The organism is Streptomyces sp. NK15101, assembly GCF_020400725.1.
Classification (GTDB): domain Bacteria; phylum Actinomycetota; class Actinomycetes; order Streptomycetales; family Streptomycetaceae; genus Streptomyces.
This window is the reverse complement of the sequence record NZ_JAINVG010000065.1, coordinates 19901-44141: the sequence shown is the minus strand read 5'-3', so window position 1 is coordinate 44141 and position 24241 is coordinate 19901. Positions and strand designations below refer to the sequence as shown.

At 72.3% G+C, this 24241-nt stretch carries 24 protein-coding genes and 1 pseudogene; 13 read left to right on the top strand and 12 right to left on the bottom strand.

From position 1 onward, the window contains the following. The 3 genes and pseudogenes from K7G60_RS28185 to K7G60_RS28175 form a co-directional block, all read right to left on the bottom strand. Window positions 1-213 (bottom strand): annotated as a pseudogene (locus K7G60_RS28185) (phospho-sugar mutase); the annotation flags it as partial. Between the two features lie 383 nt (window positions 214-596). Continuing rightward, window positions 597-1400, bottom strand: a complete 804-nt coding sequence (locus K7G60_RS28180; RefSeq protein ID WP_030687411.1) for a purine-nucleoside phosphorylase — start codon at window positions 1398-1400, stop codon at window positions 597-599. Window positions 1401-1597: 197 nt separating this feature from the next. Further along, a complete protein-coding gene (locus tag K7G60_RS28175; RefSeq protein ID WP_225803769.1) occupies window positions 1598-2035 on the bottom strand; it encodes a gamma-glutamylcyclotransferase in 438 nt (145 codons plus the stop codon). A 272-nt stretch (window positions 2036-2307) separates the two neighbouring features. Between K7G60_RS28175 and K7G60_RS28170 the strand changes: the two genes are divergently transcribed. Both K7G60_RS28170 and K7G60_RS28165 read left to right on the top strand, forming a co-directional pair. Further along, the gene (locus K7G60_RS28170) at window positions 2308-3747 is read left to right on the top strand and encodes an NAD(P)H-quinone dehydrogenase (protein WP_225803768.1); all 1440 of its coding nucleotides are present in this window, start codon (window positions 2308-2310) and stop codon (window positions 3745-3747) included. Between the two features lie 225 nt (window positions 3748-3972). Next, a complete protein-coding gene (locus tag K7G60_RS28165) occupies window positions 3973-4899 on the top strand; it encodes a DeoR/GlpR family DNA-binding transcription regulator (protein WP_374115702.1) in 927 nt (308 codons plus the stop codon). Between the two features lie 52 nt (window positions 4900-4951). Here K7G60_RS28165 and K7G60_RS28160 read toward each other — a convergent pair whose 3' ends face one another. Both K7G60_RS28160 and K7G60_RS28155 read right to left on the bottom strand, forming a co-directional pair. Then, the gene (locus tag K7G60_RS28160) at window positions 4952-5497 is read right to left on the bottom strand and encodes a TetR/AcrR family transcriptional regulator (protein ID WP_225803766.1); all 546 of its coding nucleotides are present in this window, start codon (window positions 5495-5497) and stop codon (window positions 4952-4954) included. 74 nt (window positions 5498-5571) lie between these two features. Beyond that, window positions 5572-7326 (bottom strand): biotin carboxylase N-terminal domain-containing protein, encoded by a 1755-nt coding sequence (locus tag K7G60_RS28155; protein WP_225803765.1) that lies wholly within the window; start codon window positions 7324-7326, stop codon window positions 5572-5574. A gap of 384 nt (window positions 7327-7710) precedes the next feature. Here K7G60_RS28155 and K7G60_RS28150 point away from each other — a divergent pair, with 384 nt between their 5' ends. Beyond that, window positions 7711-8148, top strand: coding sequence for a hypothetical protein (locus K7G60_RS28150; RefSeq protein WP_225803764.1), 438 nt, complete (start codon window positions 7711-7713; stop codon window positions 8146-8148). 65 nt (window positions 8149-8213) lie between these two features. Here K7G60_RS28150 and K7G60_RS28145 read toward each other — a convergent pair whose 3' ends face one another. The 3 genes from K7G60_RS28145 to K7G60_RS28140 all read right to left on the bottom strand — a co-directional run bounded on the left by K7G60_RS28145 (window position 8214) and on the right by K7G60_RS28140 (window position 9831). Next, window positions 8214-8819 carry a nucleoside triphosphate pyrophosphatase gene (locus K7G60_RS28145; protein WP_030687394.1) on the bottom strand — a complete coding sequence of 202 codons (606 nt, stop codon included), beginning with the start codon at window positions 8817-8819 and terminating at the stop codon, window positions 8214-8216. 110 nt (window positions 8820-8929) lie between these two features. Then, window positions 8930-9058: a morphogenic membrane protein MmpB gene (gene mmpB / locus K7G60_RS38945; RefSeq protein ID WP_093874383.1), complete on the bottom strand. Its 129-nt coding sequence runs from the start codon at window positions 9056-9058 to the stop codon at window positions 8930-8932. A gap of 104 nt (window positions 9059-9162) precedes the next feature. Next, window positions 9163-9831, bottom strand: a complete 669-nt coding sequence (locus tag K7G60_RS28140; protein WP_374115701.1) for a TetR/AcrR family transcriptional regulator — start codon at window positions 9829-9831, stop codon at window positions 9163-9165. A 37-nt stretch (window positions 9832-9868) separates the two neighbouring features. Between K7G60_RS28140 and K7G60_RS28135 the strand changes: the two genes are divergently transcribed. Beyond that, on the top strand, window positions 9869-11305 hold the full coding sequence (locus K7G60_RS28135; protein ID WP_225803763.1) for an MFS transporter: 1437 nt from the start codon (window positions 9869-9871) through the stop codon (window positions 11303-11305). Between the two features lie 64 nt (window positions 11306-11369). On the opposite strand, the gene K7G60_RS28130 is transcribed toward K7G60_RS28135, so the two are convergent. Then, a complete protein-coding gene (locus K7G60_RS28130; protein ID WP_030687388.1) occupies window positions 11370-11582 on the bottom strand; it encodes an acyl-CoA carboxylase epsilon subunit in 213 nt (70 codons plus the stop codon). Window positions 11583-11608: 26 nt separating this feature from the next. Next, entirely contained in the window at window positions 11609-13213 is a 1605-nt protein-coding gene (locus tag K7G60_RS28125) for an acyl-CoA carboxylase subunit beta (RefSeq protein WP_225803762.1), read from the bottom strand. A 134-nt stretch (window positions 13214-13347) separates the two neighbouring features. Between K7G60_RS28125 and K7G60_RS28120 the strand changes: the two genes are divergently transcribed. From K7G60_RS28120 to hutH, 5 genes are all read left to right on the top strand, one after another. Beyond that, window positions 13348-14193 carry a biotin--[acetyl-CoA-carboxylase] ligase gene (locus K7G60_RS28120; protein ID WP_225803761.1) on the top strand — a complete coding sequence of 282 codons (846 nt, stop codon included), beginning with the start codon at window positions 13348-13350 and terminating at the stop codon, window positions 14191-14193. A gap of 220 nt (window positions 14194-14413) precedes the next feature. Beyond that, entirely contained in the window at window positions 14414-15562 is a 1149-nt protein-coding gene (locus K7G60_RS28115) for an adenylate/guanylate cyclase domain-containing protein (protein WP_225803760.1), read from the top strand. A 96-nt stretch (window positions 15563-15658) separates the two neighbouring features. Then, window positions 15659-16447: an enoyl-CoA hydratase/isomerase family protein gene (locus K7G60_RS28110; RefSeq protein WP_225803759.1), complete on the top strand. Its 789-nt coding sequence runs from the start codon at window positions 15659-15661 to the stop codon at window positions 16445-16447. Window positions 16448-16527: 80 nt separating this feature from the next. Continuing rightward, a complete protein-coding gene (locus tag K7G60_RS28105; protein ID WP_225803758.1) occupies window positions 16528-17688 on the top strand; it encodes a GGDEF domain-containing protein in 1161 nt (386 codons plus the stop codon). A 191-nt stretch (window positions 17689-17879) separates the two neighbouring features. Continuing rightward, window positions 17880-19421, top strand: a complete 1542-nt coding sequence (hutH, locus tag K7G60_RS28100; protein ID WP_225803770.1) for a histidine ammonia-lyase — start codon at window positions 17880-17882, stop codon at window positions 19419-19421. A gap of 68 nt (window positions 19422-19489) precedes the next feature. On the opposite strand, the gene K7G60_RS28095 is transcribed toward hutH, so the two are convergent. After that, window positions 19490-19759 carry an LPXTG cell wall anchor domain-containing protein gene (locus tag K7G60_RS28095; RefSeq protein WP_225803757.1) on the bottom strand — a complete coding sequence of 90 codons (270 nt, stop codon included), beginning with the start codon at window positions 19757-19759 and terminating at the stop codon, window positions 19490-19492. Between the two features lie 111 nt (window positions 19760-19870). Here K7G60_RS28095 and K7G60_RS28090 point away from each other — a divergent pair, with 111 nt between their 5' ends. Further along, complete coding sequence (locus tag K7G60_RS28090) at window positions 19871-20206, top strand: hypothetical protein (RefSeq protein WP_225803756.1); 336 nt, start codon at window positions 19871-19873, stop codon at window positions 20204-20206. 202 nt (window positions 20207-20408) lie between these two features. Beyond that, on the top strand, window positions 20409-21677 hold the full coding sequence (locus K7G60_RS28085) for an Ig-like domain-containing protein (RefSeq protein ID WP_225803755.1): 1269 nt from the start codon (window positions 20409-20411) through the stop codon (window positions 21675-21677). Window positions 21678-21742: 65 nt separating this feature from the next. Here the strand turns inward: K7G60_RS28085 and K7G60_RS28080 are convergent, their stop codons facing one another. After that, complete coding sequence (locus K7G60_RS28080; protein WP_225803754.1) at window positions 21743-22609, bottom strand: helix-turn-helix transcriptional regulator; 867 nt, start codon at window positions 22607-22609, stop codon at window positions 21743-21745. Between the two features lie 129 nt (window positions 22610-22738). Here K7G60_RS28080 and K7G60_RS28075 point away from each other — a divergent pair, with 129 nt between their 5' ends. Together K7G60_RS28075 and K7G60_RS28070 are read left to right on the top strand one after the other, a co-directional pair. Then, on the top strand, window positions 22739-23791 hold the full coding sequence (locus K7G60_RS28075; RefSeq protein ID WP_225803753.1) for an NAD(P)-dependent alcohol dehydrogenase: 1053 nt from the start codon (window positions 22739-22741) through the stop codon (window positions 23789-23791). A gap of 69 nt (window positions 23792-23860) precedes the next feature. Continuing rightward, the gene (locus tag K7G60_RS28070; RefSeq protein ID WP_225803752.1) at window positions 23861-24241 is read left to right on the top strand and encodes a DUF1330 domain-containing protein; all 381 of its coding nucleotides are present in this window, start codon (window positions 23861-23863) and stop codon (window positions 24239-24241) included.

Below are 24241 nucleotides of genomic sequence, written 5' to 3'. Positions count from 1 at the left end.
CCGGATGACGACCGAGCGGTTCATCCTCATGGGGCCGGCGCCGAGCTCGCCGCGGAGGCCGGCGGTGCCGAACTGCAGGGTGCCGCCGAAGCGGACGGCGAGCTCGTCGGTGGCGTTGCGGTCGAGGAGCGCGGCGAGTTCGTCGCGGGTCTCCTGGTCGGGGTCCTCGGCGAGCCACGCCTGGGCCCGGGCGAGGAGGTCGTCCTGCGTCACGGTGGTGTGCCTTTCGGGGTGTGCGGGCGGGAGGGGGAGCGGTGCGGTCCGGTGGCCGGGGCGTGCGGGCGGCCGCTGCGCGGAGCCTTTCCCCACCCCGCCCCTTCCCGAACGGGGGGCGGGCCCCCGGCCCCCGTACGGCCTGCGGCCGTGGCCCCGGACTCGCCCGCGCCCGGCGGCGCGGGGCCCGGGAGGGCCGGACTCCGGCCCCGCCGGAGTCCGGGGCGCGGATCCCGGGGCGGAGCCCCGTTTCGGGAAGGGGCGGGGAAGCCCCGTGCGGCGGGTCCCGGCGGGCCGGACGGCCCGGCGGTCGGGGCCGCCGCAGCGCTCCGAAGCCCGGCCGGCCCCGGGGGACCGACCGGTGCGAGGAGCGCCGGGAGAACTCAGATCCGGTCGAGGACCCGGGTCAGCAGCTCGCCCATCCGCGCTGCCGAGTCGCGCCCCGCCTGGAGCACTTCCTCGTGGTTCAGCGGCTCGCCCGAGAGCCCCGCCGCCAGGTTGGTGACGAGGGAGATGCCGAGGACCTCGGCGCCGGCCTCGCGGGCCGCGATGGCCTCGAGGACGGTGGACATGCCGACGAGGTCGCCGCCCATGACGCGGACCATGTTGATCTCGGCCGGGGTCTCGTAGTGCGGGCCGGGGAACTGGACGTACACGCCCTCCTCCAGCGTCTCGTCGACCTCCTTGCACAGCGCGCGCAGGCGCGGCGAGTACAGGTCGGTGAGGTCGACGAAGTTCGCGCCGACGATCGGCGAGGCGGCCGTCAGGTTGATGTGGTCGCTGATGAGGACGGGCTGGCCGGGGCGCATGCCCTCGCGGAGGCCGCCGCAGCCGTTGGTCAGGACGACGGTCTTGCAGCCGGCGGCGACGGCGGTGCGGACGCCGTGGGCGACGGAGGCGACGCCCCGGCCCTCGTAGAAGTGGGTGCGGCCGAGGAAGACCAGCGCGCGCTTCTCACCGATCTTGTACGAGCGGACCTTGCCGCCGTGGCCCTCGACGGCCGGCGGGGGGAAGCCGGGGAGCTCGGTCACCGGGAACTCGGCCTCGGGGGCGCCGAGGGCGTCGACGGCGGGCGCCCAGCCGGAGCCCATGACCAGGGCCACGTCGTGGTTCTCGACACCGGTCAGCTCGCGAAGACGTGCGGCAGCGGCCTCGGCGGCCTCGTACGGGGTGGCAGTTGCGTTCACTGACTCTCTCGCCTCGGGGAGGGGGGTCCGAGGGGAACCCCGGACGGATTTGGTACGCGAAGCAGCGTAGCCGGAGAATTCCTACGCGCGTAGATGACGATGCTGACGGACATGCGATCGTTGTCTTGTCGTTTCCGACGAACGGCGGAAATCGGCCATCCGGACGGAGCGACAGGCCCCCCGGCGGCCGGCCCGGATCAGCAGGGGCGCTTGCGCAACTCCATCACGTAGTCGTGCGGCGCGCCCGCCGACTCGGCCGCGTCGGCGACCTCGCCCAGGTACCGCGCGGACGGCAGCCCGCCCTCGTACGCGTTGAGGACGTACACCCAGGCCGGCTCCTCCCCGTCCAGGGTGTGCACCCGCACCCGCATCCGCCGGTAGATGTCGAGGCCCACGCCCTCCCACCGGTCCATGGCGTCCTCGTCCATCGGCGCGATGTCGTACAGCGCCACGAAGACCTGGGAGCGCGGGGCCTCCACGATCGTGGCGAGCGCTCCCTCCCAGCCCATCTGCTCGCCGCCGAAGGTGAGCCGCCAGCCGTTCAGCCAGCCGGTGCCGCGCAGCGGGGAGTGCGGTGCGCGGCGGCTCATCAGCCGCGCGTCGAGGTTGCCGGCGAAAGCGGCGTAGAGCGACATGGGACCGAGGGTACGGGAGGGGACGGGGTGCCCGGCGAAACCCGAGGTGGGGCCGCCCGGGCCCGGGCGCGGGGCCCGGGCGGGACCCCGCGGGTCCCGGGGGCGGGCCGCCCGGGTGTCCGCGCGCCCCCTTCGGCAGGCCCCGACGCGAGGCCGCGCCGGGAGTGCGGGAGAATGGGCTACGCACTTGAAGCGTGCGGGACAATGGCGTACGCACTGCACCCCAGCGGGGGGACCCCCCGGCAGAACGAGAGCGCGAGGCGTAGATCCCAGTGACCCGGATCGTGATCATCGGCGGCGGACCCGGCGGATACGAGGCGGCCCTGGTGGGCGCCCAACTCGGCGCGGAGGTGACCGTCGTCGACACCGACGGCCTCGGCGGCGCGTCCGTCCTGACCGACTGCGTCCCCTCCAAGACCCTGATCGCCACCGCCGAGGTGATGACCACGTTCGACTCCTCCTACGAGGAGCTGGGCATCATCGTCGCGGACGACACCCCGCACGTCGAGCAGGCGGCCCGGGTCGTCGGCGTGGACCTCGGCAAGGTGAACCGACGGGTGAAGCGCCTCGCGCTCGCCCAGTCCCACGACATCACCGCCTCCGTCACCCGGGCCGGCGCCCGGGTCCTGCGCGGCCGCGGCCGGCTCGACGGCCGCCAGGCGGTGGACGGTTCCCGTCAGGTGGTCGTCACCGCCGCCGACGGCACCGAGGAGACGCTGACCGCCGACGCGGTGCTGATCGCGACCGGCGGCCACCCGCGCGAGGTGCCCGACGCCAAGCCGGACGGCGAGCGCATCCTGAACTGGACGCAGGTCTACGACCTGAAGGAGCTCCCCGAGGAGCTCATCGTGGTCGGTTCCGGCGTCACCGGCGCCGAGTTCGCCGGCGCCTACCAGGCGCTCGGCTCCCGGGTCACCCTCGTCTCCTCCCGCGACCGCGTCCTGCCCGGTGAGGACCCGGACGCCGCCGCCGTCCTGGAGGACGTCTTCCGGCGCCGCGGCATGAACGTCATGGCCCGCTCCCGCGCCGAGTCCGCGAAGCGGGTCGGCGACCGCGTCGAGGTCACCCTCTCCGACGGCCGGGTCATCTCCGGCACCCACTGCCTGATGGCCGTCGGCGCGATCCCGAACTCGGCCGGAATGGGCCTGGAGGAGGCCGGGGTCAAGCTGAAGGACTCCGGTCACATCTGGACCGACAAGGTCTCCCGTACGACCGCCCCCGGCGTCTACGCGGCCGGCGACGTCACGGGCGTCTTCGCGCTCGCCTCGGTCGCCGCCATGCAGGGCCGGATCGCGATGTACCACTTCCTCGGCGACGCGGTGGCCCCGCTGAACCTGAAGACGGTCTCCTCGAACGTCTTCACCGACCCCGAGATCGCCACCGTCGGCTACACCCAGGCCGACGTGGACGCGGGCAAGATCGACGCCAAGGTCGTCAAGCTGCCGCTGCTGCGCAACCCCCGCGCGAAGATGCAGGGCATCCGGGACGGCTTCGTGAAGATCTTCTGCCGTCCGGGCACCGGCATCGTGGTCGGCGGCTGCGTCGTCGCGCCGAAGGCCAGCGAACTGATCCATCCGATCTCGATCGCGGTCGACAACAATCTGACGGTCGAACAGATCGCAAATGCTTTCACCGTGTACCCCTCCCTGTCGGGCTCGATCGCTGAAGTGGCACGGCAGTTGCACACCCGAAAGGCGACCGGCGAGGCCTGAGGCGCCGCCCCGTTCGGGTCCCCGCCTGCGGGAACGGTTCGCCGACTCGGACAACCCCCGGCAAGGCGGGGCATACGACGATCAACGACGGGGTCTCCCATACCACTTGGAGGCCCCGTCCGTGCGCATCTTCTGCAATTCGGCGCATAGTGCTGAAAAGTATCGGCCGGTCACGTTACTGTCAGTTTCGTGTTCGCTGCAGAACGTCGCCAGTTGATCCTCGAAATGGTGCGAGCCAATGGGGCCGTGTCGCTCCGCGAGCTCGCCCGCGTCGTCCAGACCTCTGAAGTGACCGTACGGAGAGACGTACGGGCCCTCGAGGCAGAAGGACTCCTCGACCGCCGCCACGGCGGTGCGGTGTTGCCGGGCGGATTCACGCGAGAATCCGGCTTCCCGCAGAAATCCCATCTCGCCACGGCGGAGAAGACGGCCATCGCCGACGTCGCCGCGAGCCTCGTCGAAGAGGGCGAGGCCATCGTCGTCGGCGCCGGGACGACCACGCAGGAGCTGGCCCGCCGGCTCGCCCGCGTGCCCGGCCTGACCGTGGTCACCAACTCCCTGCTCGTCGCCCAGGCACTCGCCCACGCCAACCGGGTCGAGGTCGTCATGACCGGCGGCACCCTGCGCGGCTCGAACTACGCCCTCGTCGGCAGCGGGGCCGAGCAGTCGCTCCAGGGGCTCCGGGTCTCCCGGGCCTTCCTCTCCGGAAGCGGTCTGACCGCCGAGCGCGGCCTGTCCACGTCCAACATGCTCTCCGCGAGCGTGGACCGGGCGCTCGTGCAGGCGGCGGCCGAGGTCGTGGTCCTCGCCGACCACACCAAGCTCGGCTCCGACACCATGTTCCAGACGGTGCCGACGGACGTCATCACCCGCCTGGTGACCGACGAGCCCCCCGCCCACGACGAGCGGGCCGCCACCGAGCTCCAGGCCCTCGCCGACCAGGGCGTGCAGATCGCCGTCGCCGGTACGGGCACGGCCACCGGGCCCGCCGGTGGTGAGCAGGTCCCCCCGGGCGCCCGGCCCCGCCGTGACGTGCCGCTCCCCGTCCAGCGCGGACGGATGGCGGCCGGTCAGTTCCGGGGGCCGGGCGGCGGAATGGCCGCGGAGACGCTGGAGCGCACGGCCCGGGTCGCGGACATGCGCCGCCGCTGAAGCAGCCCGAGGGACCCTCCCCCAGGGGTCCCACGCCGTCCGGCCACTCCGTTCACCCCTTGAGTCCCCGAAGCGTCAGCGCGAGCAGGCGGTCCGCCAGAAGCGCGTCCTCCGGGCACTGCTCCGCCGCCAGCGCGATCGCGTTGGTCAGTTGCATCAGGTCGCCGATCGACACGTCGGCGCGTACCTGCCCCGCCTTCCGGGCCCTTTCGAGCAGCCGCTCGCCCGCCGCGCGCAGCGGATCGCTGCACCGCGCCAGGGCCGAACTCCGGTCGTACGAGGCGGACATCAGCGCGTGTGCGAGCCCCCGGTACTCACCCGCGTGGGCGATCAGGGCCCGCAGCCACTCCACGAGCGCCCGGCACGGCTCATCGGCCCCGGCCAGTTCCCGCGAGCGGTCGAGCAGTTCGGCCAGCGCCTCCTGGAAGACCGCGTTCAGCAGGTCGGCACGGGTGGGGAAGTGGCGGTAGAGGGTGCCGATCCCGACGCCCGCGCGGCGCGCGACCTCCTCCAGGGGCGCGTCCGCGCCCTGCTCGGCGAAGGCGGCGCGGGCTTCGATGAGCAGTCGCTCGTGGTTGCGGCGTGCGTCGGCGCGCATGTGCGAGGTCCCCTCGACGAAGGGCCCGCAGGCGACTGCCTGCGGGCCCTTCGTACCGTACTGGTCGCGACGGATCAGTCCTTGATGTCGCAGATGGCGGCACCGGAGGTGACGGAGGCGCCGACCTCGGCGCTCAGGCCCTTGACGGTGCCGGAGCGGTGGGCGTTGAGCGGCTGCTCCATCTTCATGGCCTCCAGGACGACGATCAGGTCGCCCTCCTTGACCTCCTGGCCCTCCTCGACCGCGACCTTCACGATCGTGCCCTGCATCGGGGACGCGAGGGTGTCGCCGGAAGCGGTCGGGCCGGACTTCTTGGCCGCGCGCCGCTTCGGCTTCGCACCGGCCGCCAGGCCCGTGCGCGCCAGCGTCATGCCGAGCGAGGACGGCAGGGAGACCTCCAGGCGCTTGCCGCCGACCTCGACGACGATCGTCTCGCGGCCCGCCTCGTCCTCGTCCGACTCGGCGCCGGCCGGGGCGAACGGCTTGATCTCGTTGACGAACTCCGTCTCGATCCAGCGCGTGTGGATCTTGAACGGGTCGGCGGTGAAGTCGGGGTCGACCACGACGGCCTGGTGGAACGGGATCGCCGTCGCCATGCCCTCGACCTTGAACTCCGCCAGGGCGCGGGCGGCGCGCTGCAGCGCCTGCTCGCGGGTGGCGCCGGTGACGATCAGCTTGGCCAGGAGCGAGTCCCAGGCCGGGCCGATCACCGAGCCGGACTCCACGCCCGCGTCGAGACGGACGCCCGGGCCGGTCGGCGGCTGGAAGAGGGTGACCGTGCCGGGGGCGGGCAGGAAGTTGCGGCCCGGGTCCTCGCCGTTGATGCGGAACTCGAAGGAGTGACCGCGGATCTCCGGGTCGCCGTAGCCGAGCTCCTCGCCGTCGGCGATGCGGAACATCTCGCGCACCAGGTCGAGGCCCGTGACCTCCTCGGTCACCGGGTGCTCGACCTGCAGACGGGTGTTGACCTCCAGGAAGGAGATCGTGCCGTCGAGACCGACGAGGAACTCGACCGTGCCGGCGCCGACGTAGCCGGCCTCCTTCAGGATCGCCTTCGACGCCGCGTACAGCTGCTCGTTCTGCTCCTGGGTCAGGAACGGCGCGGGGGCCTCCTCGACCAGCTTCTGGTGACGCCGCTGCAGCGAGCAGTCACGGGTCGAGACGACGACCACGTTGCCGTGCGAGTCGGCCAGGCACTGCGTCTCGACGTGACGGGGCTTGTCGAGGTAGCGCTCGACGAAGCACTCGCCGCGGCCGAAGGCGGCGACGGCCTCGCGGACGGCGGAGTCGTACAGCTCCGGCACCTCTTCGAGGGTGCGGGCGACCTTCAGGCCGCGGCCGCCACCGCCGAACGCGGCCTTGATCGCGATCGGCAGGCCGTGCTCCTCGGCGAAGGCCACGACCTCCTCGGCACCCGAGACCGGGTCCGGGGTGCCGGCGACCAGCGGGGCGCCGGCGCGCTGCGCGATGTGACGGGCGGCGACCTTGTCGCCCAGGTCCCGGATCGCCTGCGGCGGCGGGCCGATCCAGGTCAGACCGGCGTCCAGCACCGCCTGCGCGAACTCCGCGTTCTCGGAGAGGAATCCGTAACCCGGGTGGACGGCGTCCGCGCCCGAGTCCTTCGCGGCCTGCAGGACCTTGGCCATGTCCAGGTAGCTGGTGGCCGGAGTGTCACCGCCCAGGGCGAACGCCTCGTCGGCCGCCCGGACGTGCAGAGCGTCCCGGTCCGGCTCGGCGTACACGGCCACGCTGCCGATACCCGCGTCCCGGCACGCCCGGGCCACACGGACAGCGATTTCGCCACGGTTGGCGATGAGCACCTTGCGCACGATGGCTCCCTCCTTGAAACAAGCTGAGTTTAGGGACTGCCGACACGGCCTTTCGACCCGTCCCCAGTGGTGAGCTTGCCCACACGGAGCGTGACCACGGGCCCGCTCGGGTCGTGAATTCCCTTGTCGCACCACGGTACGCAGGGTTCCTTGACGGCACAGTAGCTCCGAGGTGTGGCGCAGGTCTCTGTTCATGCGGCCAGGGCCCATTCGGGTTTCTTTGTGGAGTCCCTACGAATGGCCCAACGATTCTTTGCCCGACCGTCCGTCAGCTCCCCGCCGTCGCCCGCCGTGTGCGAACCCTTGTCCGAGGGTTTACCGGCCAGTAGCCTTCGCGCTGTCGACCGTACTGCCGGTAACAGGTGAATCCAGGGGGTGGCCGAGGTGGCCCGCAGACCGATAGCGCTCGTGACGGCCGCGGTGCTCTTCCTCGAGGCGCCCGGCATCGTCGCGATCAACGCCGTCATGGCGGGCTTCCTGGAGGCCCAGTCGATGTCCCTCGACGGCATGGACCCCGACGCGATGGTCGCCGGCACCTGGGGCCTCGGCATCGCCTCCGGCGTCGCCCTCGCCCTCTGCGCCCTCGTCGCCCTCCTCGCGGGCGTCCGCGACCGCCGGCCGGGCCGCCTCGGCCGGGCGCTCCTCATCGGCTGCGCGATCGCCCACGGCGTCCTCGGCGCGGTCGCCGTCGCCCTCCTCGGCTGGGGCGTCTTCGCCTTCCTCGTGACCGTGCTCGGGCTGGTCGTCCTCACCCTGGTGGCGTACGGCGAGGGGTACGAGAAGGGCACCGACGCCGCCGAGGAGGCACCGGCGCCCGCGTAGGCCCCGCCGTCGAACTCCCGTCCGTCCCGCGAGGGCAGGACACCCCCTGGCGCCCTCGCCGGCCGTCAGGCCCAGAGGTCGGTGATCTCCACGTCCAGCTTGCGCAGGAGCCGGCGCAGGAGCGGCAGGGACAGGCCGATCACATTGCCCGGATCGCCGTCGATGCCGTCGATGAACGGCGCCGAGCGGCCGTCCAGGGTGAACGCGCCCGCCACGTGCAGCGGTTCGCCGCTGGCCACGTACGCGGCGATCTCCTCGTCCGTCGGCTCGCCGAAGCGGACCACGGTGGAGGCCGTCGCCGACTCGAAGCGCTTGGCGGCCGTGTCGTAGACGCAGTGGCCGGTCTGGAGGATGCCGACCCGGCCGCGCATCGCCTTCCAGCGGGCGGTGGCCTCCTCGGCGTCGGCCGGCTTGCCGAGGGCCTGCTTGTCGAGCTCCAGGACCGAGTCGCAGCCGATGACGAGCGCGCCGAACACCTCGGGCCGGGCGGCGACATGAGCGGCCTTCGCCTCCGCGAGGGCCAGCGCGAGTTCGGCCGGGGTCGGGGCGTGGACCTTGTCCTCGTCGACGCCGCTCACGATCACCTCGGGGGCGAGTCCGGCCTGCCGGAGCAGACCGAGCCGGGCGGGGGAGGCGGAGGCGAGCACGACACGGCGCGGATCAGCAGTCATGGGGGCAGCGTAGCCAGTGGCGGGGTACGCGCGCGCGTGGCGGACCTCGTGGCACACGCACGCGCGCGTGACCGGACCGCGCGCACGCGTGCGTACGGCTGTGCGAGCGGTCAGCGGGCGCTGGCGACGAACATCGCCACCACCATCGCCAGCGCCAGCAGCACGCCCGTGCGGCGGAGCATCGCCTGCATGTCGCGCAGGAACTTGGGCGGCTGGTTCTTCGGGTCGGACCACAGCATGCCTCCGATCCTGCGCGCGGGGCGGGCGGGGCGCCTGAGTACGGATACTCAGGCCCCCCGGTGCGGAAGGACTATTCGGGGCGGACGTCCCGTCCCCGGGAGGTTCACGTCCGTACGAACACCCCGTCCCGCGCGGCCGCGAGCGCCGCCGTCACCGCCCTTTCCGCGACGGCCGCGTCGAGCTCCTCGCGGGTGACCGCGAAGCGGTAGTAGAGCGGCGCGGAGACGGCGCGGAGCAGTTCCACGGGGTCCGTCCCCGCCGGGATCTCGCCGCGTGCCGTGCCCTTGGCGACGACCGGGGCCCATTCGGCCAGCCGGGTCCGGTAGAAGCCGGCGAGGGCGCGGGCGCACTCCTCGTCGCAGGCCGCGGCGGCGATGACCGCGCGGAAGACGGCGCCCATCCGGGGGTCGGCGAGGGTGGCCCGGACGAGTTCGGCGTTGGCCCGCAGGTCGCCCGCGAGGCTGCCGGTGTCGGAGGCGGGGAGCGACTGCTCGGCCATGTCGTGCAGGAGGTCGGTGACCAGGCCGACGGGGGATCCCCAGCGGCGGTAGACGGTGGTCTTCCCGACGCCGGCGCCCGCGGCGATCCGGTCCATGTTCAGGGCGTGGAAGCCGGTGGCGGCGAGGGCCTCCAGGGTGGCGTCGAGGACCGCCCTGCGGACCTTCGCGGTGCGGCCGCCGGGGCGCGTGGTGCCGGGCGTGGCCGGCCGGCTCTCAGTCAAACGGGTCTCCTGTTCCATTAACGCCATCGACTCTGCTACGGTACGGGACATCTTAACGGAACTAATCTCCCATTAAGGGGTCGTACGCATGGCCGCCCTCGATCTCCCAGCGTCCACATCCGCCTCCACGACCGCGTCCACCTCCACACCCCCGGACCGCGACGGCGCGCGGATGACCGGGCGGATGCGGCTCGTCCTCGTCGTCCTCCTCCTCGCCCAGTTCATGCTGGCCGTCGACTTCTCGATCCTGAACGTCGCCCTGCCCGTCATCGGCGAGGGGCTCGGCTTCACGCTCGGCGGCCTCCAGTGGATCGCCACCGCCTTCGCCCTGGCCGCCGCCGGATTCACCCTCCTCTTCGGGCGCGTCGCCGACCTGGTCGGGCGCCGCCGCCTCTTCCTCGGCGGCATGGCCCTCCTCGGCGCCTCCTCCCTCGTGGGCGGCCTCGCCGGCGGCCCCGAGACGCTGATGGCCGCCCGCGTCGCCCAGGGCCTCGCCACCGCCGCCGTCACCCCCGCCGGGCTCTCCCTGCTCACCTCCTCCTTCCCCGAGGGCCCGCTGCGGGCCCGGGCGCTCGGTCTGAACGGCGCCCTCATGTCCGCGGGCTTCACCACCGGCGCGATCCTCGGCGGCGTCCTCACCGACCTGCTCTCCTGGCGCTGGGCCTTCCTCGTCAACGTCCCGGTGGCCCTCGCCGTGCTCCTCGTCGCCCCCGCCGTACTGAAGGAGAGCCGCCCCGTCGTCCGGCCCCGCCTCGACGTGCCCGGCGCCGTCACCGTCACCGGCGGACTCCTCGCCCTCGTCTACGGCCTGGCCGTCACCGGCGAGCACGGCTGGACCGACCCCACGGCGCTCACCGCCCTCACCGCCGGCGCCGCACTCCTCGCCGCGTTCCTGCTCGTCGAACGGCGGGCCGCCTCGCCCCTCGTCCCGATCCACGTCCTGAAGCGCCGCACGGTCGTCTGGGGCAACCTCGCCGGGCTCGTCGCCTTCGTCACCGAGACCTCGCTGGTCTTCCTGATGACCCTGTACCTCCAGGACGTCCTGGGCTTCTCGCCGCTCGCCGCCGGGCTCTCCTTCGGCGTCCTCGGCGCCGGCACGGTCCTCGGCGGAGTGGCCGCCTCCCGCTTCATCGGCCGCTTCGGCGCCCGCGCCGCCCTCGTCTCCGGCGGCCTCCTCCAGGCAGCCGCCACGCTCGCCCTGTACGGCCTCGGCGACGACCGCGGCGGCCTCGCCCTGCTGCTCGCCGCGACCTTCGCCGGCGGCGTCGGCAACATGCTCGCGATCGTCGGCTTCATGGTCACCGCCACCTCGGGGCTGCCCGACGCCGAGCAGGGCATGGCGACCGGACTCGCGACCATGACCCAGCAGATCGGCATCACCATGGGCACGCCGGTCATGAGCGCCGTCGTCGTCACCGCGCCCGTGCTCCTCGACGGCATCGGCCGCGCGGTCCTCGTCAACGCCGCCGTCGTCGCCGCCGGAGCCGTGCTCTCCGGCCTCTTCCTCCGCCCTGCGCGGACGTGAGGAGCGGCATGCGAAAGGCCGGACCTCCCGCACAAGGGGTCCGGCCTTTCCCGTACCGCGACGTCTACACGGGCCAGTACGACCGCGCCCAGGCCCGCGGGCCCGGTCGCTGCCGTACCGCCCGTGCGATACGGGAGGGGTCCGACCACCCCTCCGGTACCGCCGGGCCGCCCGCCTCGGCGGACGCCGCCGCCGTGGCCGCGGCCCGGGCTTGAACCACCGCCAGTGCGGCGGCCAACTCCTCCGGAGTCGGGTTGCCTCGTACGACCTTGATCATGTCGGCTCCTTGAGGGTCCGGAGGGTCTAGAGCGGGATGTTGCCGTGCTTCTTCGGAGGCAGGGATTCCCGCTTCGTGCGGAGCTGACGCAGGCCCTTCACGATCTGCGGGCGCGTGTCCGACGGCAGGATCACGCCGTCGATGTAACCGCGCTCGGCCGCCGTGTACGGGTTGAGCAGGGTGTCCTCGTACTCCCGGATGAGCCGGGCGCGGACCGCCTCCACGTCCTCGCCGTTCGCCTCCGCCTCGGCGATCGTCCGGCGGTGCAGGATGTTCACCGCGCCCTGCGCGCCCATGACCGCGATCTGCGCCGTCGGCCACGCCAGGTTCAGGTCGGCGCCCAGGTGCTTGGAGCCCATGACGTCGTACGCGCCGCCGAAGGCCTTCCGGGTGATGACCGTGATCAGCGGGACCGTCGCCTCCGCGTACGCGTAGATCAGCTTCGCGCCGCGCCGGATGATGCCGCCGTACTCCTGGTCCACGCCCGGCAGGAAGCCCGGCACGTCCACGAACGTCAGCACCGGGATGTTGAAGGCGTCACACGTCCGGACGAACCGCGCGGCCTTCTCCGAGGCGTTGATGTCCAGGCAGCCGGCGAACTGCATCGGCTGGTTGGCGACCACGCCCACCGGGAAGCCCTCGACCCGGCCGAAGCCGGTCACGATGTTCGGCGCGAACAGTGCCTGGGTCTCCAGGAACTCGCCGTCGTCGAGGACGTGTTCGATGACCTTGTGCATGTCGTACGGCTGGTTCGCCGAGTCCGGGATCAGCGTGTCGAGCTCCCGGTCCTCGTCCGTCACCCCGGTCTCCGCGACCTCCGGGAAGGCCGGCGGCTCCGAGAGGTTGTTCGACGGGAGGTACGAGAGCAGGGACTTGACGTACTCGATCGCGTCCTTCTCGTCACCCGCCAGGTGGTGCGCCACGCCGGAGGTCGAGTTGTGCGTCCGGGCGCCGCCCAGCTCCTCGAAGCCCACGTCCTCGCCGGTCACCGTCTTGATGACGTCGGGACCGGTGATGAACATGTGCGAGGTCTGGTCCACCATCACGGTGAAGTCGGTGATCGCGGGGGAGTACACCGCGCCGCCCGCGGCGGGGCCGACGATCAGGGAGATCTGCGGGATCACCCCGGAGGCGTGCGTGTTGCGGCGGAAGATCTCGCCGTACATGCCGAGCGCGCTCACGCCCTCCTGGATGCGGGCGCCGCCGGAGTCGTTGATGCCGATGACCGGGCAGCCGGTCTTCAGCGCGAAGTCCATCACCTTGATGATCTTCTGACCGTACGTCTCGCCCAGCGCGCCGCCGAAGACCGTGAAGTCCTGCGAGAACACGGCGACCGGACGGCCGTCCACCGTGCCGTAACCGGTGACCACACCGTCTCCGTACGGCCGGTTCTTCTCCAGGCCGAAGTTGGTCGAGCGGTGCCGGGCGAGCTCGTCCAGCTCCACGAACGAATCCTCGTCCAGGAGGAGGGCGATCCGCTCGCGCGCGGTCAGCTTGCCCTTGGCGTGCTGCTTCTCCACCGCGCGCTCCGAGCCGGCGTGCGTGGCCTCGTCGATACGGCGCTTGAGGTCCGCGATCTTGCCCGCGGTCGTGTGAATGTCGATCTCGTACTGCTCTGCCGGCTCGGACATCGGGATGCGGCTCCCTGCCTGGTCACGGGGGGTTCGTTGACTACGAATGGGCTACTGCTGGCCTACTGACCCGTAGAGTATCGACGGCGATACGGTTCGGCACTGCGGTCTTTGCCACACCTAGTCTGGCTTGCATGACGACCTCCCAAGGCTCCGGCGGACCCTGGTCCGACCTCGACCGGCCCCCGCTGAACGCCACCGCGCTGCGCCGTGCGCTCGTCCTCCCCGACAGCCTGTGGACCTCCCTCGACGTGGTCACCGGCACCGGCTCCACCAACAGCGATCTCGCCGCCCGGGCCGACGAACTGCCCGAAGGCGCGGTGCTCGTGGCCGAGGAGCAGACCTCGGGCCGCGGCCGGCTCGACCGCACCTGGACCGCGCCCGCCCGCTCCGGGCTCTTCCTCTCCGTCCTCCTCAAGCCCGCCGTGCCCGTCCACCGCTGGGGCTGGCTCCCGCTGCTCACCGGCGTGGCCGCCGCCACCGGCCTCGCGAAGGCCGCCGGCGTCGACATCTCCCTCAAGTGGCCCAACGACCTCCTGGTTTCCGTCGCGGGCGAGGAACGCAAGACCGGCGGCATCCTCGCCGAGCGCGCCGGCGCCGACGCCATCGTCGTCGGCCTCGGCATCAACGTCACCCTCCGCGAGGACGAGCTGCCCGTTCCGGGAGCCGGCTCCCTCCTCCTCGCCGACGCGGTCTCCACGGACCGCGACACCCTCCTGCGGGCCGTCCTGCGCTCCCTCGCCGACCACTACGGCGACTGGGTGCGGGCCGACGGCGACCCCGCCGCCTCCGGCCTCCAGGAGGCCTACGCGGCCGGCTGCGCCACCCTCGGCCGCCGCGTCCGCGCCGAGCTGCCCGGCGAGCGCATGCTGGAGGGAGAGGCCGTGGCCCTGGACGGCGACGGACGCCTGGTCGTCGCCACGGAGGGCGGCGGCACGGAAGCGGTGGGAGCGGGCGACATCGTCCACCTGCGGACGTAGACGCAGGTGCGGGCGATCGTTCCGCGGGGCGGAACGGGTGGGCACGCCCCTGACGGGCGCGGCGCCCTCCAGGCCGTTCACCAGGAGGGCCCGGGCGTCGCGCGGCACCCGGCGGCGACCGTTCGCGCGTGACCCAGCGCACAGCTGCCGTATCGTTGACCGCGATCGATGGCGACAGATCGGCAGGACAAGTGGGCAGGGAACGGGCAGGAGGCGGCCGGTGACCGTCGACGACGCGAACGCGGGAGGCGGCGACCAGCCGGCCGAACCGCCGACCTATCCCACCCCCCACCACGAGGTCGACCACACGGTCGAGCCCACCCACGACCCCCTCGCCATCCGCCTCGAACAGCTCATCCTCGGCGCCGACCGCCGCTACACCCCCTTCCAGGCCGCCCGCACCGCCGGCGTCTCCATGGAGCTGGCCTCCCGCTTCTGGCGGGCCATGGGCTTCGCCGACATCGGCCAGGCCAAGGCGCTCACCGAGGCCGACGTCCTCGCCCTGCGGCGGCTCGCCGGTCTCGTCGAGGCCGGGCTGCTCAGCGAGCCGATGGCCGTGCAGGTCGCCCGTTCCACCGGACAGACCACCGCCCGGCTCGCCGAGTGGCAGATCGACTCCTTCCTGGAGGGCCTCACCGAGCCGCCCGAGCCCGGCATGACCCGCACCGAGGTCACGTACCCGCTGGTCGAGCTGCTCCTGCCCGAGCTGGAGGAGTTCCTGATCTACGTGTGGCGCCGGCAGCTCGCCGCCGCCACCGGCCGGGTCGTCCAGGCCGCCGACGACGAGGAGATGGTCGACCGCCGGCTCGCCGTCGGCTTCGCGGACCTCGTCGGCTTCACCCGGCTCACCCGCCGTCTGGAGGAGGAGGAGCTCGGCGAGCTCGTCGAGGCCTTCGAGACCACCTGCGCCGACCTGGTCGCCGCGCACGGCGGCCGGCTCATCAAGACCCTCGGCGACGAGGTGCTGTACGCCGCCGACGACGCCGGCATCGCCGCCGAGATCGCGCTGCGGCTGATCGAGACCCTCAGCCACGACGAGACCATGCCGGCGCTCCGGGTCGGCATCGCCTTCGGCACGGTGACCACCCGCATGGGCGATGTCTTCGGCACCACCGTGAACCTGGCCAGCCGGCTCACCTCCATAGCGCCGAAGGACGCCGTCCTGGTCGACAGCGCGCTCGCGGAGGAGCTGACCCGTACGGGCGAGGCGCCGGTCTCGGAGACGGAGGCGGCCGAGGAGGCGGCCCGCGCGGAGAAGGAGGGCCGCCGGCCCGCCGCGTACCGCTTCGCGCTCCAGCCCATGTGGCAGCGCCCGGTCCGCGGCCTCGGCGTCGTGGAGCCCTGGCTCCTGAGCCGCCGCCCGACCTAGGGCCTGGCGGCCGGATCCGGCCGCCAGGCCCTAGGATCTCCCGGTGAACGCCTGTTAACACCCGTTAACAGGCCTGAACCGGGAGGGTGTGCGGTCATGTCCGAGCAGCGCTTTGGTGAGTTCGTGGTGGTCCGGAAGGACGGTCACGTCGCGGAGCTGGTCCTCGACCGGCCCAAGGCCATGAACGCGGTCTCCTCCGAGATGGCCCGCTCCATCGGCGCGGCCTGCGACGCCCTCGCCGCCGACCCCGGGGTCCGCGTCACCGTCCTGACCTCCTCGAACGACCGCGCCTTCTGCGTCGGCGCCGACCTCAAGGAGCGCAACTCCTTCACCGACGCCGAGCTCGTCCGCCAGCGCCCCACCGCCCGCGCCGCCTACACCGGCGTCCTGGAGCTGCCGATGCCGACCGTCGCGGCCGTGCACGGCTTCGCCCTCGGCGGCGGCTTCGAGCTGGCGCTCTCCTGTGACGTCATCGTGGCCGACGCGACCGCCGTCGTCGGCCTCCCCGAGGTCTCCGTGGGCGTGATCCCCGGCGGCGGCGGTACGCAGCTGCTCCCGCGCCGGGTGGGCGCGGCGCGCGCCGCCGAGCTGGTCTTCACGGCCCGCCGGGTGGAGGCGGCCGAGGCCCGCGAGCTCGGGCTCGTCGACCTCCTGGAGGAGGACGCGCGGACGGCGGCCCTGGAGCTCGCGGGGCGGATCGCGGCGAACTCGCCGGTCGGCCTGCGCGCGGCGAAGAAGGCGATGCGGCTCGGCCAGGGCCTGGACCTGCGGGCGGGCCTGGAGGTCGAGGACGCGGCCTGGCGTTCGGTGGCCTTCTCGGGCGACCGGGCGGAGGGCGTGGCGGCCTTCAACGAGAAGCGGAAGCCGAACTGGCCGGGCGAGTGATTCTTACCGTTTTGTATCAAATGTGACTTACCGTGACGTCTCGGTAGGGAAAACGGATCAAACCTCCCTAAGCTGGAGGAATGGGTGAGGACGGACGGCTGCGGGCCGTAGTGGCGCTGGCGCAGGCGATGGCGGCGGCGCACACCCCGCGCGAGTTCTGGCGGGCGGCGGCGCTCGGGGCCCGCGCGGGGCTCGACGGGAGCTTCGCCGCCCTGTCCGTCTGGGAGCGGGACCACGGCCGCCTCAAGGTCCTGGTGAACGCCGGGGACCGGGCCGTGGGCGAGGAGGAGTTCCCGGACTCGGAGACGTATCCGGTGCACCAGTTCCCCGAGATCACCGAGTTCCTGCACGAGCAGTGGGCGGGCGGCGGCGAGCCCGACGCCTGGGTGGAGACCGCCGCCGACCCCGTCCCGACCAGCCGGGTGACGGGCCTGCGGCGGCGCGGGCGAGGCTGCTGCGTGGTCGCCCCGATCGTGCTGCACGGGCGCGCGTGGGGGGAGTTGTACGTGGCCCGCCCACCGGAGCAGAAACCTTTCGGTCGTGCGGACGCCGACTTCGCGACCGTCCTCGCGGCGGTCGTCGCCGCCGGCATCGCCCAGGCCGAGCGCCTGGAGGAGGTCCGCAAGCTGGCCTTCACCGACCCCCTGACGGGGCTGGCCAACCGGCGGGCCGTCGACACCCGTCTGGACGAGGCCATCGAGCGCTATCGGGTGGACGGCTCCGTCGTGAGCCTCATGGTCTGCGACCTGAACGGCCTCAAGCGCGTCAACGACACCCACGGCCACGCCGTCGGCGACCGCCTCCTCGAACGCTTCGGCTCGGTCCTCTCCCGCTGCGGCGCCATGCTCCCCGGCGCCCTCGCGGCCCGCCTGGGCGGCGACGAGTTCTGCCTCCTCACCGTCGGCCCGACGGCGGACGAGGTCGTCGCGGTCGCCGAGGAGCTGTGCGTACGGGCGGCGGAGCTGGAGCTCGGCGAGGGCGTGGCCTGCGGGGTCGCGTCCACCGGCGACCCCATCGGCCCCCTCAGGTCCGCCCGCCGCCTCTTCCGGCTCGCCGACGCCGCCCAGTACCAGGCCAAGGCCGACCGCTCGCGGAAGCCCGTCGTCGCGGGCCGCGACGGCACGGTCATCCGGCTCGCCGACGCTCCTCCGGGCGCCCGTGACCGCCGTCGTTTCCGCGACGCCCCGACGGCCGGCCCGCCCCGGGTGGAGCCGGACGCCCCGGGCGAGGAGCACCCGTAGGGGCGCCGTCCCGGCGACGGTGCCAACGTCGTCCCGGTGGCGGTTCCGGCGCCGTTCCGACGGGCTTCGGGAGGCGGACCGGAAGGCCGGTGGCGAGCTACGAGCCGGTAAGGGGCCGTCCCGTGTGGGGACGGTGACAAAATCGGCTAGTGACATGTTGGTCTTCAGTCCGTAGGGTGCTGAATATGGATATGCAGACAGTCGTCCTCGGCACGTCCGGCACGACCCCGCAGGACGTCATCGACGTCGCCCGCCACGGCGCCCGCGTCGAGCTGTCGACCGAGGCCGTGGCCGCCCTGGCCGCCGCCCGGGACATCGTCGACGCGCTCGCCGCCAAGCCCGAGCCCGTCTACGGGGTCTCCACCGGTTTCGGCGCACTCGCCACCCGGCACATCAGCCACGAGCTCCGCGCCCAGCTCCAGCGCAACATCGTCCGCTCGCATGCCGCCGGCATGGGCCCGCGAGTCGAGCGCGAGGTCGTGCGCGCCCTGATGTTCCTCCGCCTCAAGACCGTGGCCTCCGGGTACACCGGCGTCCGCCCCGAGGTCGCCCAGACCATGGCCGACGTCCTCAACGCCGGCATCACCCCCGTCGTCCACGAGTACGGCTCCCTCGGCTGCTCCGGCGACCTCGCCCCGCTCTCCCACTGCGCCCTCGCGCTCATGGGCGAGGGCGACGCCGAGGGCCCCGACGGCGTGGTGAAGCCCGCCGGCGAGCTCCTCGCCGCCGCCGGCATCGCCCCCGTCGAGCTCAAGGAGAAGGAGGGCCTCGCCCTCCTCAACGGCACCGACGGCATGCTCGGCATGCTGATCATGGCCCTCGCCGACCTCGACGTCCTCTACAAGTCGGCCGACATCACCGCCGCCCTCTCCCTCGAAGCCCTCCTCGGCACCGAGAAGGTCCTCGAGCCCGAGCTGCACGCCGTCCGCCCGCACCCGGGCCAGGCCGCCTCCGCCGCCAACATGCTGGCCGTGCTCAAGGGCTCCGGCCTCACCGGCCACTTCCAGGCCGGCGAGGCCCCCCGCGTCCAGGACGCCTACTCGATCCGCTGCGCCCCGCAGGTCGCCGGCGCCGGGCGCGACACCATGGCCCACGCCCTGCTCGTCGCCGAGCGCGAGCTCGCCGCAGCCGTCGACAACCCGATCGTGCTGCCCGGCGGCGAGGTCCGCTCCAACGGCAACTTCCACGGCGCCCCCGTCGCCTACGTCCTCGACTTCCTCGCGATCGCCGCCGCCGACCTCGGCTCCATCGCCGAGCGCCGCACCGACCGGCTCCTCGACAAGAACCGCTCGCACGGCCTCCCGCCGTTCCTCGCGGACGACGCCGGCGTCGACTCGGGCCTGATGATCGCCCAGTACACCCAGGCCGCCCTGGTCAGCGAGATGAAGCGGCTCGCCGTCCCGGCCTCCGCCGACTCCATCCCGTCCTCCGCGATGCAGGAGGACCACGTCTCCATGGGCTGGTCCGCCGCCCGCAAGCTGCGCACCGCGATCGGCAACCTCAACCGGATCATCGCGGTCGAGCTGTACGCCGCCACCCGCGGCATCGAGCTGCGCGAGGGCCTCACCCCGGCGCCCGCCTCGCAGGCCGCCATCGACGCCCTGCGCGCGGCCGGCGTCGAGGGCCCCGGCCCGGACCGGTTCCTCGCCCCCGACCTGGCGGGCGCGGACGCCTTCGTGCGCGAAGGGAAGCTGGTCGCGGCCGTGGAGCCGGTCACCGGCCCGCTCGCGTAACGACGAGCCGTACGGAAGGGCCGCCCCCGGCATCCGGGGGGCGGCCCTTCACGCGTACGGACGGACCGTCAGAAGGCGCGGCCCCGGCGCCGCATCGCGAGCGCCACGAAACCCGCCCCGACCCCCAGGAAACCCGCCCCGCCGAGCAGATACGCCGTGGTGTTCCGTCCCCCGGTCTCGGCCAGGTGCCCGTCGTCCGTGAGGGGACCGCTCCGGCTCACCCCGATCCGGGCCCCGCCCTCCCGGTCGGTGGCGTTCGCGGACGGCACGAACCACAGGGCGCACAGCAGCGCCCCCGCGGCGAGGGCGGTCAGCAGTGGGCGTGGGGCGGCGGACACGGAAATTTCGATCCCCCTTGCGGAAACCGCGAATTGGTCGGTGCGCAGATGCTACGGAACACAGCGGGTCGCGGGAAAGCCGAGGCCCTCCGGCCCCCTACGCTCCGACCCATGAGCACAAGTGAGTCCACACGCTATGTCCGCCTTCGCGTCGATGTCGTCCTGGAGATCGACGGTCCCGCCGAGCTGACCGAGGCCGCCGAGGCCCGGATCGACGGCGACGAGTTCATGCCCGAGGAGGAGCGGGCGCACGCGCGCGAGGCCGCGCGCGAGGACAGCGCAGAGGCGCTGGCCTACCTCGTCGAGCCCTTCGACCTGATCCGCGACGTCCCCGGCATCGAGATGGTCCAGGCCTCCTGGAGCAGCGAGGAGATCGATTACGACCCCGATGCGCTGGAGTGGGACCTCGGCGAGGAAGATGGGGCCGAGGAAGACGACGACCGCTGAGGCGGGAACCGCACGAGCGCGGGCCCCGGGACGCCGTCCCGGGGCCTTTTTCGCGGCTCCGGGAACCGGAGGCCGGGCCCCGTGCGTGTGGACGAGTGGTGTTCCCCGTGGATCAGTGGCATTGCCCACAAACCCTCCGGTCACGGAACCGGACGGGGTGTCATGGGCGTTCATAGAAGAAGTTGGCAGGGAACCGGCGACGATGGAGAAGCGTGTGATGACGGTCGGCAAGCGCCGCAGGAGCCTGGCGGCGGCGGCCGCGGTGCTCAGCGGCGTACTCGTGCTCTCGGCGTGCAACGACGGGGACAAGGACGGCAGTGCCTCCGGTTCCGCGACGCCGCAGTCACAGGCCCAGGTCGACGAGGCGGCCGCGCAGAAGACCTCCAAGGCGCAGATCACCATCTCGCCGAAGAACGGCGCCCAGAACGCCTCCATCAACAACGACGCCAAGGTCACCGTCACCGAGGGCAAGCTCACCGAGGTCACCATGACCTCCGCCGAGGGCGCCACGGTCAAGGGCGAGATAGCGGCCGACGGGCTCAGCTGGAAGCCGAGCGAGCAGCTCAAGCGGGCCACGGTCTACAAGATCGCCGCCACCGCCACGGACGCGGAGGGCCTGGAGGCCCACGAGAACTCCTCGTTCACCACCGTCTCGCAGGCCAACAGCTTCATCGGCAACTTCACGCCCGAGGACGGCTCGACCGTCGGCGTCGGCATGCCGGTCTCGATCAACTTCAACAAGGCGATCACCGACAAGAAGGCCGTCCAGAGCGGCATCACGGTCTCCTCCAGCTCCGGCCAGGAGGTCGTCGGCCACTGGTTCAACTCGACGCGTCTCGACTTCCGCCCCGAGACGTACTGGACCGAGGGCTCGACCGTCACGCTGAAGCTGAACCTCGACGGCGTCGAGGGCGCCGACGGCGTCTTCGGCGTCCAGCAGAAGACCGTCACCTTCAAGATCGGCCGCAACCAGGTCTCCGTCGTCGACGCCGCCGCCAAGACCATGAAGGTCCAGCAGGACGGCAAGACGATCAAGACCATCCCGATCTCCGCCGGCTCCCCGGAGAACACCACCTACAACGGTCAGATGGTGATCTCCGAGAAGTTCAAGGAGACCCGGATGAACGGCGCCACCGTCGGCTTCACCGACGACGACGGCAAGGGCGAGTACGACATCAAGGACGTGCCGCACGCCATGCGCCTGTCCAGCTCCGGCACCTTCATCCACGGCAACTACTGGGGCGCGCGGTCGATCTTCGGCAACGTGAACACCAGCCACGGCTGCGTCGGCCTCGCCGACGTCAAGGGCGCAGGCGACCCGAACCAGACGGCCGCCTGGTTCTTCGACCACTCGATGATCGGCGACGTCGTCATCGTCAAGAACTCCAACGACAAGACGATCAAGCCGGACAACGGCCTCAACGGCTGGAACATGAGCTGGTCGGAGTGGAAGGCCGGCTCGGCGGTCTGACCCCGGCACGTCCGTACGCGCGTCACGAAGAAGGCCCCCTCCCGCACCGGGAGGGGGCCTTCCCGTCACTCCCGTACGTCCACGGGCTCGTCCACGCCCCACTGCGCGAGCAGCCGCAGCGCGTCCGCCGAGGGCGTCCCCGGCTCCGCGTGGTACGTGACGATCATCAGGTCCGGATCGTCGCCCGCGACCTTCAGGGACTCGTACGACAACGTCATCTCGCCCACCAGCGGATGCCGTATCCGCTTCGTCCCGTGCCCCTTGTCGGTCACCGTGTGCGCCGCCCACAGCGATCGGAACTCCTCGCTCCGGACCGACAGCTCGCCGACGAGCGCGAGCAGCTCCTTGTCGTCCGGATAGCAGCCCGCGTACAGCCGCAGCGCGCTCACGACCTCGACCGCCTTGCACTCCCAGTCGACGTAGAGATCGCGCGCGTTCGGATCGAGGAAGACCATCCGGGCCATGTTCCGCTCGGCCGGCTCCCAGGCCGCGAAGTCGCCCATCAGCGCCCGCGCCATCCGGTTCCAGGCCAGGATGTCGAGCCGCCGGCCCAGGACGAACGCCGGTACCCCGTCCATCGAGTCGAGCAGGTACGAGATCCCCGGCCGGACCCGCTGCGGACGCGCGATCGCCGCCCGCTGCCGCTTCTTCACCGTCGGCTTCGCCAGATGCGTCAGATGCGCCCGCTCGGTGTCGCTCAGCCGCAGCGCCCGGGCGATGGAGTCGAGCACCTCCATGGAGACGTTCCGCCCGTTGCCCTGCTCCAGCCGCGTGTAGTACGCCACGGACACCCCGGCCAGCTGCGCCAGTTCCTCGCGGCGCAGGCCCGGCACCCGCCGGTGCCGCCCGAACTCGGGCAGGCCCACGTCCTGCGGCTTCAGCCGGGCCCGGCGGGAACGCAGGAATTCGCTGAGTTCGGCACTGAGGTCCATACCGCCCCATTATCGCCGCCGGACCGCGCGCACGGACGTGCGTTCCTGACCCTGCCAGTGGTAGGCACGCCGGACGTAGGCAGAGCAGGTGGCTGGGTGGCGCCGCCGCCCTCCGGCAGGCTTGCGTCCATGACCACGAACGTGACCACCGTCCCCGCGTACGCCGCACCCGCCGCCAACGCCCCGCTGGAGCGCACCACCGTGCCGCGCCGGCCCGTCGGCGAGCACGACGTCCTCATCGAGATCAAGTACGCCGGAATCTGCCACTCCGACATCCACCAGGCCACCAACGGCTGGGGCGAGGGCATCTTCCCGATGGTCCCCGGCCACGAGATCGCCGGAATCGTCGCCGAGGTCGGCCCCGGCGTCACGAAGTTCCGGGTCGGCGACCGGGTCGGCGTCGGCTGCTTCGTCGACTCCTGCCGCGAGTGCGAGTACTGCCTGCGCGGCCTGGAGCAGTACTGCGTCACCGGCGGCACCGGCACGTACAACGCGCTCGACAAGAACGGCGAGCCGACCTACGGCGGCTACTCCACCCACATCGTCGTCGACGAGAACTACACCCTGCGCATCCCCGAGGGCATCGGCCTCGACGAGGCCGCGCCGCTGCTCTGCGCCGGCATCACCCTCTACTCCCCGCTCGCCCACTGGCAGGCCGGCCCCGGCAAGAAGGTCGCCATCGTCGGCCTCGGCGGCCTCGGCCACATGGGCGTCAAGATCGCCCACGCGCTCGGCGCCGAGGTGACCGTCCTCAGCCAGTCCCTGAAGAAGCGGGAGGACGCCCTCAAGCTGGGCGCCGACCACTACCACGCCACCAGCGACCCGGAGACCTTCGCCGCCCTCCGCGGCACCTTCGACCTGGTGATCTCCACCGTCTCGGCGCCGCTCGACTTCAACGCCTACCTGAGCCTGGTCAGGACGGACGGCGCCCTGGTGAACGTCGGCGCCCCCGAGGAGCCCGTCCAGATCGGCCTCTTCTCCCTCATCGGCGGCCGCAAGACCCTCGCCGGCTCGATGATCGGCGGCATCGCCGAGACCCAGGAGATGCTCGACTTCTGCGCCGAGCACGGCCTGGGCGCCGAGATCGAACTGATCCGCGCCGACCAGATCAACGAGGCGTACGAGCGCGTCCTCAGGAGCGACGTCCGCTACCGCTTCGTGATCGACACGGCCACGATCTGATCCACCCGGCGGCGGGGCATGACGTCCGAGGTAATCGACCCGGACGCCGTGCCCCGGCACGCTGTCCTCATGACCGCATACGCCATCGGAAACCTGCACCCGGAGCCCGTCCTCAACGACGAGGTATTCGTCTACATGGAGCACATACAGGCCACCCTCGACCCCTTCGGCGGCCGCTTCCTCGTCCACGGAGCCCCCGCCCGCGAGGTCCGTGAGGGCACCTGGCCCGGTGCCGTCGTGATCATCGGCTTCCCGACGTTCGAAGACGCCCGCGGCTGGTACGACTCCGACGCCTACCAGGCCCTGATCCCCCTCCGCACCCGCCACATGGCCGGCGACATCCTCCTCGTCGACGGCACCCCGGAGGGCTACGACCCCGTACGGACGGCGGCCCACCTGCGTGGCACTCGGGCGGCCGCGGCGGGCGACGTCCGACCTGACGAAGATTGA